Source organism: Polaribacter sp. Q13, from assembly GCF_016858305.2.
Classification (GTDB): domain Bacteria; phylum Bacteroidota; class Bacteroidia; order Flavobacteriales; family Flavobacteriaceae; genus Polaribacter.
This window is the reverse complement of sequence record NZ_CP074436.1, coordinates 20,001-36,014: the sequence shown is the minus strand read 5'-3', so window position 1 is coordinate 36,014 and position 16,014 is coordinate 20,001. Positions and strand designations below refer to the sequence as shown.

The following is a 16,014-nucleotide window of genomic DNA, read 5'->3' as shown; positions in this document are numbered from 1 at the left end:
GTAACTTTGTATCTATATTAACAATATAAAAATCAACATTAAATGAGCAAGCAACAGTTATTAACTCCATATAATAGAAATATTAGTTTAAAAAACAGAGTCGTAATGGCTCCCATGACGCGTAGTAGAGCAAATAACGAAGGTAACGTAGCTACGAACGAATTGCATGGTTTGTATTATGAGCAACGTGCTTCTGCAGGTTTAATTATAACAGAAGGATCTCAGGTATCTAAAGATGCAGTTGGTTATATTTATACAGCAGGAATATATTCTGACGCGCAGGTACAAGGTTGGAAAAAAGTAACCAAACGTGTACATGATAAAGGTGGAAAAATCTTTATACAATTATGGCATGTTGGAAGAATATCGCATCCAGATTTTCATAATGGAGAATTACCTCTTTCTCCATCGGCAATAAACCCAAACGCACAATCTTTTACACCAGAAGGTTTTAAAGATACTGTTACCCCAAAAGAAATGACTATTGAAGATATTAAAACTACGGTTAACGATTTTAAAAATGCAGCTGCGAATGCTGTAAAAGCAGGTTTTGATGGTGTAGAGATTCACTCTTCTAATGGTTATTTATTTCATCAATTTTTCACAAACTGTTCTAACACAAGAACAGATAGTTACGGAGGAAGCATTGAAAACAAAACGCGTTTCTTTTTTGAAGTTTTAGACGCCATGAAAGAAGTAATACCTCAAGAAAAAATTGGCGTACGTTTCAATCCTTCTTTAAACGGTCTGTTTGGCATCAATTTAGACGAAGAAACCATACCAACCTTCGAATACATTATTAAAAAATTAAACGATTACAATTTAGCTTATGTACACCTTTCGGAACCGTTTACAGATGTTTCTAATGTTCCTTTTGCAGTAACAGAAATTGCAAAACATTTCCGTCCTTTATATAATGGAACTTTAATGATTAACACTTCGTTTGATAAAGAAAAAGGAAATAAAGTATTAGAAGATGGAGATGCTGATTTAATAGCTTATGGTAAACCATTTATTTCGAACCCAGATTTGGTAGAACGTTTTGAAAACAATTTAGAATTGGCCGAATGGAATCAAGATACTTTTTATACCCAAGGATCTAAGGGATATACAGATTACCCTAAAATATCTAAATAACGTACTTTTATTTGATAAAAATAGTTTAAAAACTACTTTTAAAGAGTGTTTTTATAATATGTAACAAAAAAAAATGCCAATATAAGTTTATATTGGCATTTGTTTTTACTTAAAAAATATTGATTTCTAAATTCTAAAAATTACCAACGGATAATAACAGAACCCCAAGTAAATCCGCTACCAAAAGCGGCCAAAACTACTAAATCGTTGTCTTTTATTTTACCTAATTCCCAAGCTTCCGTTAATGCAATAATTACAGAAGCTGCAGTGGTATTTCCATATTTTTGAATATTATTATATATTTTATCATCTGGCAATCTAAACTTACGTTGAATAAATTGTGAAATACGTAAATTAGCTTGATGCGGAATTAACATATCTATATCTTCTTTCTCTAATTTATTGGCTTCTAAACCTTCTACTATCGCTTCGGAAAAACGAGTAATGGCATGTTTAAAAACAAACTGACCATTCATATAAGGATAATAAGAAACATCATTCGGATCATTGGCTTCTAATATTTCTGGCACCCAATGTTTTGTAGATGGGCCTTCTAAGATTAATTCTTTTGCATGTTTTCCTTCCGAATGTAAATGAGTAGATAAAATTCCTTTTCCGGCTTCTTCACTTCTAGAAAGTATTGCTGCTCCCGCTCCATCTCCAAAAATTACAGATACATTTCTTCCTCTTGTAGATCTATCTAATCCACCAGAATGATATTCTGCACCAATCACTAAAACATTTTTATACATGCCGGTTTTTACAAACTGATCTGCAACAGACATTGCATAAATAAACCCAGAACATTGGTTACGCACATCTAAAGCTCCAATTGTTGGCATGTCTAACATATCTTGCACTTGCACGCCACCTCCAGGAAAATACATATCTGGACTTAAAGTTGCAAACACAATAAAATCGATATCATCTTTTGTTAAACCCGCTCTTTCAATTGCTATTCTAGACGCTTTAGCTCCCATAACCGCCGTAGTATCTCCTGTTTTTGGATCTATCCAACGTCGTTCTTTTATACCTGTTCTTTCTTCAATCCATTCATCTGAAGTTTCCATGAACTCTTTTAAGTCGTTATTAGTAACAACATTTTCGGGAACATAATAGCCTAGTCCAGTAATTTTTGAATTATACATAATTATATTTTGATTTTTTAATTATTTGCAAATTTGTAATACATAAAAATACTAATTTTTAATAATAAATAAGATACTTGCCAAATAAAATAATATTTCTGTCATCTTGTCATAAAAAACGCTTTGGTATTTTTTTTGAATAGTACTTATCAGAAATAATAAATTAAACAAAATAGACATAAAATGGCAAAAGGAAATATTAATGTATCGGTAGAGAATATTTTTCCACTGATTAAAAAATTCTTATACTCAGATCACGAAATATTTTTACGTGAATTGATTTCTAACGGAACAGATGCAACTTCTAAATTAAAGCATTTAATTGCTATTGGTGAAGCTAAAACGGAATTAGGCGATGCTAAAATTGAAGTGAGTATAGATAAAGATGCTAAGACTATTACAATAAAAGATCAAGGTTTAGGAATGACTGCAGATGAGGTTGAAAAATACATCAACCAAATTGCATTTTCTGGAGCTGAAGAGTTTTTAGATAAATATAAAGACAACGAAGCAGGAATTATTGGTCATTTTGGACTAGGTTTTTACTCTGCTTTTATGGTTGCAGAAAAAGTAGAATTAATTACAAAGTCTTTTAAAGATGCACCTGCTGCACATTGGACTTGTGATGGTTCGCCAGAGTTTACTTTAGTAGAAAGCGATAAAACAGACAGAGGAACAGAAATTATTTTACACGTTGCAGAAGATTCTTTAGACTTCTTAGAAGAAAGTAAAATTGGTGGTTTACTAAACAAATACAATCGTTTTAACCAAGTGCCAATTAAATTTGGAACAGAAGAAATTAACGATCCTGAGTTTACACCTGCAACTACAACAGATGCTGAAGGTAAAGAAACTACAGAGCCTCATAAAAAAATTACTGTTGATAATATCATCAACAATACAGAACCTGCTTGGACCAAAGCGCCTGCAGATTTAAGTGATGAAGATTATGAAAACTTCTACAGAGAATTGTATCCAATGCAATTTGAAGAGTCTTTATTCCACATTCATTTAAATGTAGATTATCCTTTTAACTTAACCGGTATTTTATTTTTCCCTAAGTTATCTCCATCCATGGATGTACAAAAGGATAAAATTCAATTATACCAAAACCAAGTTTTTGTAACGGATAATGTAGAAGGAATTGTTCCTGATTTCTTACAAATGTTAAAAGGTGTGATTGATTCTCCAGATATTCCTTTAAACGTTTCTCGTTCTGGTTTACAAGCAGACGGAGCTGTAAAGAAAATTTCTGGTTACATTACTAAAAAAGTAGCCGACAAATTATCTTCTATATTCAAAAAAGACAGACCAGATTTTGAGAAAAAATGGAATGATATTAAAGTAATTATTGAGTACGGAATGTTGTCTGAAGATAAATTCTTTGACAAAGCGAAGAAATTTGCATTGTACCCAACAGTTGCAGATACGTATTTTACGTTTGATGAATTAATTGAAAAAACAAAAGATTCTCAGACTGATAAAGAAGGAAATCACGTTATTTTATATACATCAAACAAAGAAGCACAACACAGTTATATTCAAGATGCAACAGCTAAAGGATATGAAGTATTGTTATTAGATTCTCCTATTATTTCTCATTTAATGCAGAAATTAGAAGGTGGTGATGCAAAAGTAAAATTCTCTAGAGTTGATGCAGATCACGTAGACAACTTAATTAAGAAAGACGATAACGTAATTTCTAAATTAACTGAGGAAGAAATTGCAACTTTAAAACCAATTATTGAAGGTGCGGTAAATTCTAAAACATATACGGTTCAATTAGAAGCGATGGATTCTGCTGCTTCTCCATTTATGATTACAGTGCCTGAATTTATGCGTAGAATGAAAGAAATGCAAGCTTCTGGTGGTGGTGGAATGATGGGAATGGGTAATTTCCCTGACATGTATAACTTAGTGGTAAATACAAACAGCCCGTTAGTTTCTGAAATACTAAATAATAAAGACGAAGCTGCTCAGAAAGGTTTAATATCTCAGGCTTTTGATTTAGCAAAATTATCTCAAAACTTGTTACATGGTGAAGAGTTAACTAATTTTATAAAACGTTCTTACGCGTTGATTAAATAGTGGCGAATCGCCACAGATAAATTATAAACCTCTCTGTGTATTCAGAGAGGTTTTTTTAAATCATTTTTATAAATAGATTCAAAATGCACTTGAAACATCTTTTTGTTTTTCTTCTGATATTTCTTCATTCGGTTGCAGAATCTACTATCTATTGTCAAGAAAACTCTTCAGAATACTATCAGTCTTCCAAGATAAATCAACAACAAAAAATAAGTTATAAAAACACCAAAATTGGTGCTTTTAATAAGAATACAATAGCTTATAACTACTTTTTAATTTATCTCTTTCAAAATATTTCTCTAAAATTTACTTTTCAAAAGCGAATTCTACTTACCCTAAAATTACAAAAGCAATTGCATTTAGAAATTGCTTTACAAAACAATCAACATATTTTCTTAATCAATAAAATTACAAATAGTAATTTTATTTCTAATGTATATATCGCATAGAACTACCCACTATTCTTTGCAAACGCTGAAAAGCTACAAATGATAAAACTAATGTCTCATTCTTTATCATTATTAATATGTATAAACAGAAAGAAAATCCGCATACAGGAAAATATAACCGTGCAAAATATTGGCTCAAAAAAAAGTTTTTAATGATTATTACCGCATTTATGATTGGATTATCCAACTCAATAAATGAAGAAGATAAATCCATTTTTGGAAATCAAGATAAAATAGAACATCAAGATAAAATAGATTAATTTATCACTATAAAAACCTCTTTGTATTTACAGGAAGGTTTTTATAGTGCACTTTAAAAAAAAAGAAAAAGAATACCATCTAATTTATATGAAGTTTAAAATGATCTTAGACCAAATAAACATCAAAATAACGGATTAAATTCATTTGGTATTAAATCTTATTCTTTTGTGATTTAACTATTTTTGTTAATCAAAATTAATATTTACAATGAAACTAGTAAACACAAACACATTACCAGAAATAGGCACAAGCCATGATGAAGATGTTAAGAAAAAAGTATTTATCGAAAAAGGTATTGTACCTCAATTAATGATGTTTGGGGCTGCAACTTTTAAGCCCGGACAAGCTGTAGAAACTCATAAACATGATACGATGTACGAAGTTTTTTATATACAATCTGGTAAAGCCGAATTTGTTGTTAATGATCAAAAAATGATTGTAATTCATGGAGATTGTATCACCATTGAACAAGGAGAATTCCACTCTATGAGCAATCCATTTTCAGAAAATGTAACTTGGGTTTATTTTGGAATTGCAACAGACAAATAAGATTATTTTTTGATGAACATTTATTTATATATATAATCTGTACAAAATAAAAAAAATATCTTAATTATAAAAAACAGTTCTATTAATTCAGAATTGTTTTTTGATTTTAAAGATAAAAACGAGTAAATTCGTTAAATCTTGTTTTAAAACAATTATAACCTGATTTTAAAAAATTAAAATGAAAAAATTTACGCTATTTGTAATACTTGGTCTTTTAGCAATAAGCTGTAATAAAGAGAAAGAAGTAAGTTCTATAAATGTAAAAAACTGGACCAAAAGATATGCGAATATCAACCCTAAAGATTCTTTAGAATATGGTAAATCGTATCTTTCTATTTACTCTCAAATTTATAGTGTATCAGAACATAAAACACATAGTTTAACAGCAATGGTTAGTTTACGAAACACTAGTGATTCTGATACTATTTACCTTTTAAAAGCGAATTATTATGATACACATGGTAAATTGGTACGTACATATTTTAAGAAACCTATTTATTTAGGTCCTTTAGAAACTACAGAAATAATCATAGACGAAGTAGATACAGAAGGTGGTACGGGTTCTAATTTTATATTTGAATGGAAGACTCCAAAAAACTGTCCAGAACCTTTGTTTGAAGGAATTATGAACTCTACAAAAGGACAACAAGGTTTATCTTTTTCGACACAATCTAAAAGAATTAAATAAAAATAGGTTTTAGATTTTAAAATTATTAATTTATTTAAACTAACTCAAAATGGTACTTAACTTATAAAATAAACCAGATTACTCAATATCATTTTTAAACTCCTTCCCTATTCAATAGCTTTGATATGTAACTATTAAAAAAACATATCATGAAAACGCAATTTGACTTATCAATAAAAACACCTTGTTCAGAAAAGTTCCAGAATTTTACGAAAACCAACAAAGGCGGTTTTTGTAATTCTTGCAGCAAAGAAGTCGTTGATTTCACAAGAATGACTTCTCAAGAAATTATACACTATTTTAAGAAACCCCAAATTAATACTTGTGGCATTTTTAACAAAACACAATTAACATCATATCAAGAGAAAGAAATACCTGAAAATAGATGGCAATTTAGAGCGCTTGCTGGATTAGGATTGTCTTTTATTTCTTTGTTTTCTATAAGCGAGATAAAAGCTCAAGAGAAAAATAACCCCATAGAAATAAATAAAAATAGTAATCAAACTAAAGAAACATCCGTATTACCTGTAAAAAAACAAATTGTTAAAGGAATTATTAGCGATGAGGATGGAGTTCTACCGGGTGTAAGCATCCTTTTAAAAGGAACAACAATTGGAGTTGCCACTAATTTTGATGGCGAGTTTACATTTCCGAAACCTTTAGAAAAAGGTGCTATTTTAATTATTAGTTATTTAGGCTACAAAACCGAAAACGTAGTTATTAAGGAAAAACAATTAAACCTAAAACTGAATTATAACTTAGAACTGAAACTAGATTCTTGTATAATAATGGGTAAAGTGGCTACAAAAGAAGTTTATAAAACCAAACGTTCATTCTGGAAAAGGTTAATTTCTAAAAAATAGTAATGAAAAAAATCCTTTTCCTTTATGTGCTAATATCATTAAAAACATACGCTCAAAAATCTGATTTTAAGCATATCAATTTTGCAAATGCAGACAGTATTGCTAATAGCTATAAAAATGAAAATTTAAAGAGTTTGCCAAAACTTGCACTCCTATTAACTAAAAATTTAGATACGGATGCAGAAAAATTTAGAGCAATTTATATGTGGGTTTCCAAAAATATAAAAGGTGACCATGCTGCGGTTTCTAAAAACACAAGAAAAAGGACACGATTTAAAAATGATTCTATAAAACTAAATCTATGGAACAAATCTTTTAATAAAATCCTCTTTAAAAAATTACTAAAAAATAAAAAGACAGTTTGTACTGGGTACGCCTATTTAATTCGAGAATTATGTACACTAACAAATATAGAAGCTAAAATTATTGATGGATACGGAAGAAGTGCAGAGGTAAATATTGGTGAATTATCAATTCCTAATCATTCTTGGAATGCCATAAAATTGAATACCAAATGGTATTTGGCAGACGCCACTTGGTCTAGTGGTTATACGGATTTGAATAGAAATACTTTCATTTTAGATTATAATGATGGTTACTTTTTAACGGAACCACAGTTGTTTCTTAAAAGCCATTATCCTTTAGTTGAAAAATGGAAACTCTTACAAGATGACGTCTCCTCTACTCTAAATTTTGTAAACGCACCTTTGGTATATGGAGAGACCTTTAAGCTTCAGATAATCACTATTTACCCAATTGAAATGAAAAATAATATTTCTAAAGATGAAGAATTTTTTTTTCAACTTCAAGAAAATAATGAACTCGATTTAAGTCAAATTGATATTCAAATTGAAAATTTTCCCTACACAAAACCAATCTCTATTAAAAGAACCAACAAAAAAATTCATATTAAGTATAAGTTTAAATTTAAAGGGTTTTATGATGTTCATCTTCTATATAAAAAACAAGTAATTGCAACGTACACCTTTAAAGTGGGGCACTAAATAGTATTTTCTTTTATACCGAATGGTATCAACTAAAAAATAAACAGTAAATTTATCTTTTTAAAGATAAAAATATGAAGTGGAAAGGAAATAGAAAAAGTTCTAATGTAGAAGATAGAAGAGGCGTATCATCTAGTAGCAGTTCTGGAGGGTTTTTAAGCGGAGGAATGGGAAAACTATTAATTCCTTTAGTTTTAAAGTTAGTTACTTCTAAAAAAGGACTAATAATTGTAGCTATTGTTTTAGGTGTTATGTATTTTACAGGAAATAATCCTTTAAATTTTCTTACAGGAAACACCAATAATCAAATACAATCTTCATCTACCTACAAAGGAACCGCAAAAGAAAATGAGTTGGCAGATTTTAGTGCTACCATTTTAGCGAATACAGAAGATATTTGGAATCAAATAATACCAAACTACAGAGAGCCAACTTTAGTTCTATTTTCTGGATCTGTAAATTCTGCTTGCGGAAGTGCTTCTAGCTCTACAGGGCCTTTTTACTGCCCAGGTGATGAAAAACTATATATTGATTTAAGTTTTTTTGAAGAAATGGAAAGAAAACTAAATGCTCCTGGAGATTTTTCACAGGCTTATGTAATTGCACACGAAGTGGGACATCACATTCAGAATATTACAGGAATAAATAAAAAAGTACAACAAATGAGAGGTCGTGTTAGTCAGACCGAATACAATAAATATTCTGTAATGTTAGAGCTACAAGCCGATTTTTACGCAGGTGTTTGGGCGCATCACTCTCAAAAAATTAATAAAATGATGGAACAAGGTGATTTAGAGGAAGCACTAAACGCAGCACATGCTATTGGAGATGATAGACTGCAAAAAAACTCTACTGGAAGAGTGGTCCCAGATTCTTTTACACACGGTACTTCTGCCCAAAGAATGCGTTGGTTTAAAAAAGGTTTTGACACTGGTGATGTAAACCAAGGTGACACTTTTAATGCGAGTTCTTTGTAATTTTTACATAAATTTTTTACACAAAAAAAGCTTCAGATAAATTCTGAAGCTTTTTTCATTAATTAAAAAAGGTTAATTATCTCTTAACCATAGTCATAGCTGCTTTCGTTTTTAATTCTTGTCCGTTAACCGACATATTCATATTAATTAAAGAGTTCATTGGAATTCCTGAATTTTTATCAATACTCATATTACCAGAAATTGTACCAGTAGCCACACCAGTTACATCACCAGATAAATCTACTGCTATAATATCACTTGTTATTGATTTAACTGTATATAAAAAAGCCATTTTCATACCTTTCTCCTCTTTCGTCATTGTCCAAGTACTTCCTACACTTAATGCTTCTTTAGGATACACAACATTACTAGATTGTTTTGCCATTTCTGCTACTCCAGGAACATTAGGCTCTACTTTAACCTCTATAATTTCACCTAAATTATTTCCTTTTGCATAAATTACGGCAGTTAACATCGGTCCCATTTGAGCTTTCATCATTTTACCTGCTTCATCTAACTCATCATCACTTTTAGTAGAATCAAAACTCATTGCTTGTCCACCTTGTAACATGTCCATCGTCATCTTAGTAAATTTCATTTCACTATCATACGTATCTTCAGCTACATCCAAAACCTTAATATCCATATTAATATTCATTCCCATAGACATAACAGCTCCCATTTCTTGAGAAATATTCATATCAACGTCATAGGTTGCTCCTTTTTCGTATTTTAATCGAAGTAAAACAGCATCTTGCGCTACACTTAAGTTTGCTGAAATAACTAAAAATAAGACTAACAATTTTTTCATTTTTTTTTTGTTTTTAAGTTTATGATTTTTTGTAGTTAGCGAATATAATATATTGCAATAAAAAAACACTCACAAATTGTGAGTGTTTTTAGTTAATTGTATTTTAATATTTTTCTAAAAATCTTGATCCAGATCCCAAGATTCTAAGATATCTTTTAACGTTTTAATAAACATTCCGCCTAAAGCACCATTTACAACTCTATGATCGTAAGAATGTGATACAAACATTTTTTGTCTAATTCCAATAAAATCTCCCTCTGGAGTTTCTATAACTGCAGGTACCTTTCTAATGGCTCCTAAAGCTAAAATAGCAACCTGTGGTTGATTAATAATTGGTGTTCCCATAATAGAACCAAAACCACCAACATTTGTAACGGTATAGGTTCCGTCTTGAACTTCGTCTGGCTTTAAAGCATTATTTCTGGCTCTACTAGCCAAATCATTTACAGATTTTGTAATACCAACTAAACTCAGCTGGTCTGCATTTTTAATTACCGGAACAATTAAGTTACCGTCAGGTAATGCCGCGGCCATACCTAGATTAATATTTTTCTTTTTAATAATTTTATCACCATCAACAGCAATATTAATTAAAGGATATTTTTTAATTGTAGTTGCAATTGCTTGCATAAATATTGGTGTAAATGTTAGCTTCTCTCCTTCTCTCTTTAAGAAACCATCTTTTACTTTATCTCTCCATTTTACAATATTAGTTACATCAATTTCTATAAACGATTGTACATGAGCAGAAGTCTGTACAGAATCTACCATGTGTTTTGCAATCAATTTACCCATTCTACTCATTTCTATAATTTCATCTCCTCCATTAACAGAAACGGGTATTGCTTTAACAGCAGATCTTGTAACTTGTTTTATTGCTTCTGCTTTTACGGGTGATGCTACTTCTTTCACCGGCACTGCAATTGGTGCTTCTTTAACAGTGTTACCTCTATTCTCTATATAAGTAAGAATATCTTCTTTTGTTACTCTACCGTCTTTACCAGAACCCATAATTGATTCTAATTCGTTCATAGTAACCCCTTCTTTTTCTGCAATATTTCTAACCAATGGTGAGTAAAACTTTCCAGAATCAGAAGTTTTTGAAATAGGAATAGAAACTACTTCAACCGCTTTTTCTAAGGTCTTTTCTACTTCCTCAATATGAGATTCGCTCGCAGCATTTGCAGCAATAGTTGGTTCCTTTTTTATATCATCTCCCTCTATTTCAATTACCCCAATTGTATCTCCAACTGCCACAACATCATCTTTTTGAAATAAAATTTCTATTAAAGTTCCTTCAACTTCAGAAGGTATTTCAGAGTCTACTTTATCTGTCGCAATTTCTACTACAGCTTCATCTAATTCAATGGTATCTCCAACTTCTTTTAACCAAGAAGTTATCGTTGCTTCTGCAACACTCTCTCCCATTTTAGGTAATTTCAATTCAAATCTTGCCATTTCTATCTGATTTTACAAGATGTAAAAATACTAAAAATCGTTGATTTTATAATACTTTTAAAGTAATAAAAAAATTAAATCACAAAATCAACTTTACATTATTCATAATAAACAGAAAGTAAATTATAGCTTTTATAAATTTAATTTAATAAAAATTAAATTTTAATATAATTTACTCAATATTAATTAGAAACATCTATTATTATTTTTATTCAAATAAATAGATAACACTATTAAACAAGCTAGTATAAAAATAGCCTTAAAAAAAAAGTAAACCAATTACTTAACCATCTCATTGAAGAATTAATAAAAAGGAATAAATTAAAAACCATATTTCTATAAAGCGCCCAATGCTGCCAGAACAATAACTAAAGCATATAAGGATAAAGTAATAACAGTAAATACACCAATAAACTTATAATGAGATTTTAACATCTCAAAAGCTTTCATTAAGGTGTCCTCATTTTTTGTAGCCAACGCACTTTTCATTTTCGTAGAAAATTTAAATAAATAATACACTGGAAAAAAATAAATAATAGCTAATACCAAATAAGTTATTGTCATAACCAACCCTAAACTTTCTGGCATATCAGGTTGCATCTTAGCTGCCAAATCAAAAATAGTAGTTGCAAAAACGGCAAAAACCAACATCAACCCAATTAAAACAAAACCTATAATAGATAAGAATTTTGCCCATTTAGCTGTTTCCTTTAAAAAATTTTTAGCCGTACTATTTATTGTTAATTGCTCTAATTGTGTAATCGGATTACTTATCATAATTTAAATTATAAGGTTACTTTAGTTCAAAAATAAACAAAAAAAAGAAGCCACGAATTCACAATTGTATTTTTGTAATTAAGTGGCTAAAAATTAATCAATTTATTCATTATTCAAAAAGGAATAAACATATATTTACTATTTAAACTCAGAAATAGTATTTTTAATTATAGAGATACAATCCATTAATTGTGCTTCATTCATTACTAAAGGAGGTGCAAAACGAATAATATTTCCATGTGTAGGTTTAGCCAAAAGACCATTCTCTTTTAATTTCATGCAAATATCCCAAGCAGTAGAACTATCTTCAGAGTCATTAATTAAAATGGCATTTAACAGACCTTTTCCTCGCACAGATTCCACTAAATGATTATTTTTACAAAACTTCGTTAATTCGTCTCTAAAAATAAGACCCAAAGCTTCTGCATTTTCTGCCAATTTCTCATCAATAACCACTTTTAAAGCTGCTATTGCAACAGCAGCAGCAACAGGATTCCCTCCAAATGTGGAGCCATGATTTCCTGGTCCTATAACATCCATAATGCTGTTATTTGCCAAAACTGCAGAAACAGGATAAGCACCACCACTTAACGCTTTCCCTAAAATTAAAATATCTGGTTTTACATTTTCATGATCTACAGCCAACATTTTACCTGTTCTAGCAATACCTGTTTGCACTTCATCCGCAATAAAAAGCACATTATAATCTGAACACATTTTTTTAGCAGCCGCTAAATAACCATCAGAAGGAACATAAACCCCCGCTTCACCTTGTATCGGTTCTACTAAAAAAGCAGCAATATTATTACTACTTTCTAAAGCCTCTTGCAGCTCTTGTAAATTATCATACTCAATTTTTAAAAATCCTTTTGTATAAGGACCAAAATTTTTCCTAGCCACAGGGTCATTAGAAAAAGAGATTATAGTAGTAGTTCTACCATGAAAATTATTTTCACAAACAATTATTTCAGCCTTATTTTCCTTGATTCCTTTTACCTCATATGCCCATTTTCTAGCTATTTTTAAAGCAGTTTCAACCGCTTCAGCCCCAGTATTCATTGGCAATAATTTATCAAAACCAAACAATTCGGTAGCAAACTTTTCATATGTACCTAACACATCATTATAAAATGCACGTGAGGTTAATGTCAAGGTTTTTGCTTGATTCACCATTGCATCCACAATTTTAGGATGACAATGTCCTTGGTTTACAGCAGAATATGCAGATAAAAAATCATAATATTTTTTTCCTTCAACGTCCCAAACATAAACACCTTCACCCTTACTTAAAACCACTGGAAGTGGATGATAGTTGTGTGCTCCATATTTGTTCTCTAATTCAATCGCTTCTTTCGAAGTTAATTTGTCTAAAACAGTCATTTTTTTTTCGTTTTAAATGTTTATAATAAAATAACCATTCCTGTTCTACCTTTATCTTTTTAGTAAATACTAAAAATTCAGCGTGGGAAAGAAATCATCCCCGAAGTTTAGCAAAAGTAATCAATTAATATCTTCAAATAAAAATTATTTGGGCGTTACCTAAAGGTCGTGCTTTACACTATATCTTTTTTGTTCTTTCATATAAAAATAACCTAAGTAAGATAATTATTTTAATTGACTATTAATTACATCCATTAACAAAAAAGGATGCCGTTTCAATCACTAACGCAAAAAAATAAGGACATCTATAATAAAACATTGAACATAACATGCACAAAGTTTAATAGTTCCGTTCACAAATAGAAAATAAAGCTGTTTAAAAGGCTACAAACTTTGTCTTTCTGAAAATATATAGGTAATTTAATTTATAAAAATCCAATATAAATTAACCTCAATTCAAAACGAATTATTAAAACAGTCTTTTCATAAATATAATTATAAAACGTAGAAAGCACTAATTTAGAACAATTACTCTCAAAAACATATGTATACAATCCAATAAAAAAGGTGCTTATTAAATATAAACACAAAGGGGCCACGATTCGAACAATAAATCCTACACATTTTATATAAGCCCATAAAAAATATCTAAAAAGGATTAAACCTTGTCATGCTGAACTTGTTTCAGCATCTAAATATAAAGAAGTTCCAATGGCCGAATGTTTTTTTTGCGTTCAGTTTTGTCATTTCGGATCAACACAAAAAGTTGTGGAGTAAACTAAAAAAGAAGAACTTTGACTTTAAAATTATTTCTATTTTGGATACTTCAATTGAACTTGCTAAATTACTACTACCTGAAATTCTTGTTGATTATTTTAAATTAACCAAACATGAGGTAAAACAAGGAGAACTACATTTCCATTTTACAGAATTAAATACAATTCCTGATGAATTCATAGGACTAAAATTAAGTTCTAAAGGCTTTTTTCCAGAAGCAACTATTCAAGATTTTCCAATCCGAGGTAAAAACGTTTTTCTACATGTTATTAGAAGGCGTTGGATTGATGATAATTCTAAAAAATTAGTGATAAGAGATTGGCAATTAGTAGCAAAAGGCACTAGAATTACTAGTGAATTTGCTGCTTTTTTAAAACAAATCAGTCTGTAATAATGCTTCAAGTACATCTGTTGTAGCAACCTTTTACGGAGTAAGCCCTAGAAACTTACAGAGACGATACAAAGATTATTTAAGTGATTTTAAGCTATGGAACCAAAAACCGCATGCTGAACAATGGTTGCTTTTTCCTAAAAATATTGGAAGTTATCTTTCCATAGATGAACCAGCATTTTCTAATGGAGATTTATATACTATAGTGACTAATAAAAATGCGAATGGAAAGAAAGGTGCTTTAATAACTATGATTAAAGGGACTAAAGCTGAAGATGTTATTAGAATTCTTCATAAAATAGCTTTAAAACAAAGAAAAAAAGTAATTGAAGTAACCTTAGACATGGCATGAAACATGCGGTTAATCGTTAAAAAATCATTTCCAAAAGCAGTATTAGTTATAGATCGATTTCATGTGCAAAAATTAGCTTTAGATGCTTTGCAAGAAATAAGAATTAAACATCGTTGGGAAGCAATAGATAAAGAAAACGACGCCATAGAAAACGCTAGAAATAACTCCTTAAAATATGTTCCTGAACTACTACCAAATGGAGATACTCTAAAACAATTATTAGCTAGAAGTAAATATCTATTATATAAATCTAGTAACAAGTGGACTAACACCCAACAGGAAAGAGCTGAAATACTTTTTAAAAATTATTCAGATATAGAAAAGGCATACAATTTATGTCAAAACTTATCCTGGATTTATAATCAAACAAAAGATAAAACTGTTGCCTTAATTAGACTTGCTAAATGGAATGAAAAGGTAAAACAAGCGAAGTTTAAAAGCTTTAATAGCATTGCTAGAACAAGATCTATACATAATCAGAATATACTCAACTATTTTGACAAGAAGTACAAATGCTTCCGAATAACGAAAATAAACTATAATATTATAATTAGAATAAACAAATATGATAAAATTCCAACAAACCCCGTTGAGTTTATCGCAAAAAAAAACCTCAATTCGTAAGAATAGAGGTTTAAAGAAAGGCGGCGACCTACTCTCCCACATAAATGCAGTACCATCGGCGCGATTGGGCTTAACTTCTCTGTTCGAGATGGGAAGAGGTGAGCCCCAATGCTATAACCACCCTAAAATTTTCAGTTGAATAACTTCAACTGTATAAGTTAACATATGGTAAAATAATATCGTTTTTTTCGTAATAAATAAAGAGTCTGTGCTCCCGCCTTTCGGCGGGAAGCGTACATAAGTCTATGGGTTATTAGTATCACTTGGCTATGACATTACT

15 protein-coding genes and 2 rRNA genes (1 of these 17 cut by a window edge) are annotated in these 16,014 nt (G+C 30.2%); 10 read left to right on the top strand and 7 right to left on the bottom strand.

The features are described from left to right. Nucleotides 1-42: 42 nt before the first annotated feature. Nucleotides 43-1,137: an alkene reductase gene (locus tag JOP69_RS00175; RefSeq protein WP_203395029.1), complete on the top strand. Its 1,095-nt coding sequence runs from the start codon at nucleotides 43-45 to the stop codon at nucleotides 1,135-1,137. 140 nt (nucleotides 1,138-1,277) lie between these two features. Here the strand turns inward: JOP69_RS00175 and JOP69_RS00170 are convergent, their stop codons facing one another. Then, the gene (locus JOP69_RS00170; protein ID WP_203395028.1) at nucleotides 1,278-2,285 is read right to left on the bottom strand and encodes a 3-oxoacyl-ACP synthase III family protein; all 1,008 of its coding nucleotides are present in this window, start codon (nucleotides 2,283-2,285) and stop codon (nucleotides 1,278-1,280) included. Between the two features lie 183 nt (nucleotides 2,286-2,468). On the opposite strand from JOP69_RS00170, the gene htpG reads away from it, so the two are divergent. From htpG to JOP69_RS00135, 6 genes are all read left to right on the top strand, one after another. Continuing rightward, on the top strand, nucleotides 2,469-4,373 hold the full coding sequence (gene htpG / locus JOP69_RS00165; RefSeq protein ID WP_203395027.1) for a molecular chaperone HtpG: 1,905 nt from the start codon (nucleotides 2,469-2,471) through the stop codon (nucleotides 4,371-4,373). Nucleotides 4,374-5,290: 917 nt separating this feature from the next. Next, a complete protein-coding gene (locus JOP69_RS00155) occupies nucleotides 5,291-5,632 on the top strand; it encodes a cupin domain-containing protein (protein ID WP_203395025.1) in 342 nt (113 codons plus the stop codon). Between the two features lie 178 nt (nucleotides 5,633-5,810). After that, entirely contained in the window at nucleotides 5,811-6,320 is a 510-nt protein-coding gene (locus JOP69_RS00150) for a DUF3124 domain-containing protein (RefSeq protein ID WP_203395024.1), read from the top strand. A 149-nt stretch (nucleotides 6,321-6,469) separates the two neighbouring features. Then, nucleotides 6,470-7,183, top strand: a complete 714-nt coding sequence (locus JOP69_RS00145) for a carboxypeptidase-like regulatory domain-containing protein (protein ID WP_252191153.1) — start codon at nucleotides 6,470-6,472, stop codon at nucleotides 7,181-7,183. 2 nt (nucleotides 7,184-7,185) lie between these two features. Beyond that, complete coding sequence (locus JOP69_RS00140) at nucleotides 7,186-8,187, top strand: transglutaminase domain-containing protein (protein ID WP_203395023.1); 1,002 nt, start codon at nucleotides 7,186-7,188, stop codon at nucleotides 8,185-8,187. A 74-nt stretch (nucleotides 8,188-8,261) separates the two neighbouring features. Further along, complete coding sequence (locus JOP69_RS00135) at nucleotides 8,262-9,164, top strand: neutral zinc metallopeptidase (protein WP_203395022.1); 903 nt, start codon at nucleotides 8,262-8,264, stop codon at nucleotides 9,162-9,164. Between the two features lie 76 nt (nucleotides 9,165-9,240). Here JOP69_RS00135 and JOP69_RS00130 read toward each other — a convergent pair whose 3' ends face one another. The 4 genes from JOP69_RS00130 to rocD all read right to left on the bottom strand — a co-directional run bounded on the left by JOP69_RS00130 (nucleotide 9,241) and on the right by rocD (nucleotide 13,590). Beyond that, on the bottom strand, nucleotides 9,241-9,975 hold the full coding sequence (locus tag JOP69_RS00130; protein WP_203395021.1) for a hypothetical protein: 735 nt from the start codon (nucleotides 9,973-9,975) through the stop codon (nucleotides 9,241-9,243). Nucleotides 9,976-10,089: 114 nt separating this feature from the next. Then, entirely contained in the window at nucleotides 10,090-11,433 is a 1,344-nt protein-coding gene (locus tag JOP69_RS00125) for a dihydrolipoamide acetyltransferase family protein (RefSeq protein ID WP_203395020.1), read from the bottom strand. A 336-nt stretch (nucleotides 11,434-11,769) separates the two neighbouring features. Further along, the gene (locus JOP69_RS00120; protein ID WP_252191152.1) at nucleotides 11,770-12,210 is read right to left on the bottom strand and encodes a DUF5362 family protein; all 441 of its coding nucleotides are present in this window, start codon (nucleotides 12,208-12,210) and stop codon (nucleotides 11,770-11,772) included. Between the two features lie 138 nt (nucleotides 12,211-12,348). Next, nucleotides 12,349-13,590: an ornithine--oxo-acid transaminase gene (gene rocD / locus JOP69_RS00115; RefSeq protein WP_203395019.1), complete on the bottom strand. Its 1,242-nt coding sequence runs from the start codon at nucleotides 13,588-13,590 to the stop codon at nucleotides 12,349-12,351. An 817-nt stretch (nucleotides 13,591-14,407) separates the two neighbouring features. Between rocD and JOP69_RS00110 the strand changes: the two genes are divergently transcribed. From JOP69_RS00110 to JOP69_RS00100, 3 genes are all read left to right on the top strand, one after another. Next, nucleotides 14,408-14,758, top strand: a complete 351-nt coding sequence (locus JOP69_RS00110; protein WP_203391676.1) for a transposase — start codon at nucleotides 14,408-14,410, stop codon at nucleotides 14,756-14,758. A 127-nt stretch (nucleotides 14,759-14,885) separates the two neighbouring features. Beyond that, the gene (locus JOP69_RS18765; RefSeq protein ID WP_215602633.1) at nucleotides 14,886-15,110 is read left to right on the top strand and encodes a transposase; all 225 of its coding nucleotides are present in this window, start codon (nucleotides 14,886-14,888) and stop codon (nucleotides 15,108-15,110) included. A gap of 3 nt (nucleotides 15,111-15,113) precedes the next feature. Continuing rightward, the gene (locus JOP69_RS00100) at nucleotides 15,114-15,734 is read left to right on the top strand and encodes a transposase (RefSeq protein WP_215602631.1); all 621 of its coding nucleotides are present in this window, start codon (nucleotides 15,114-15,116) and stop codon (nucleotides 15,732-15,734) included. Between the two features lie 15 nt (nucleotides 15,735-15,749). On the opposite strand, the gene rrf is transcribed toward JOP69_RS00100, so the two are convergent. Then, nucleotides 15,750-15,859: ribosomal RNA gene (gene rrf, locus JOP69_RS00095) — 5S ribosomal RNA — on the bottom strand. A 108-nt stretch (nucleotides 15,860-15,967) separates the two neighbouring features. Then, nucleotides 15,968-16,014, bottom strand: a 23S ribosomal RNA gene (locus JOP69_RS00090); it runs 2,838 nt beyond the window's last position.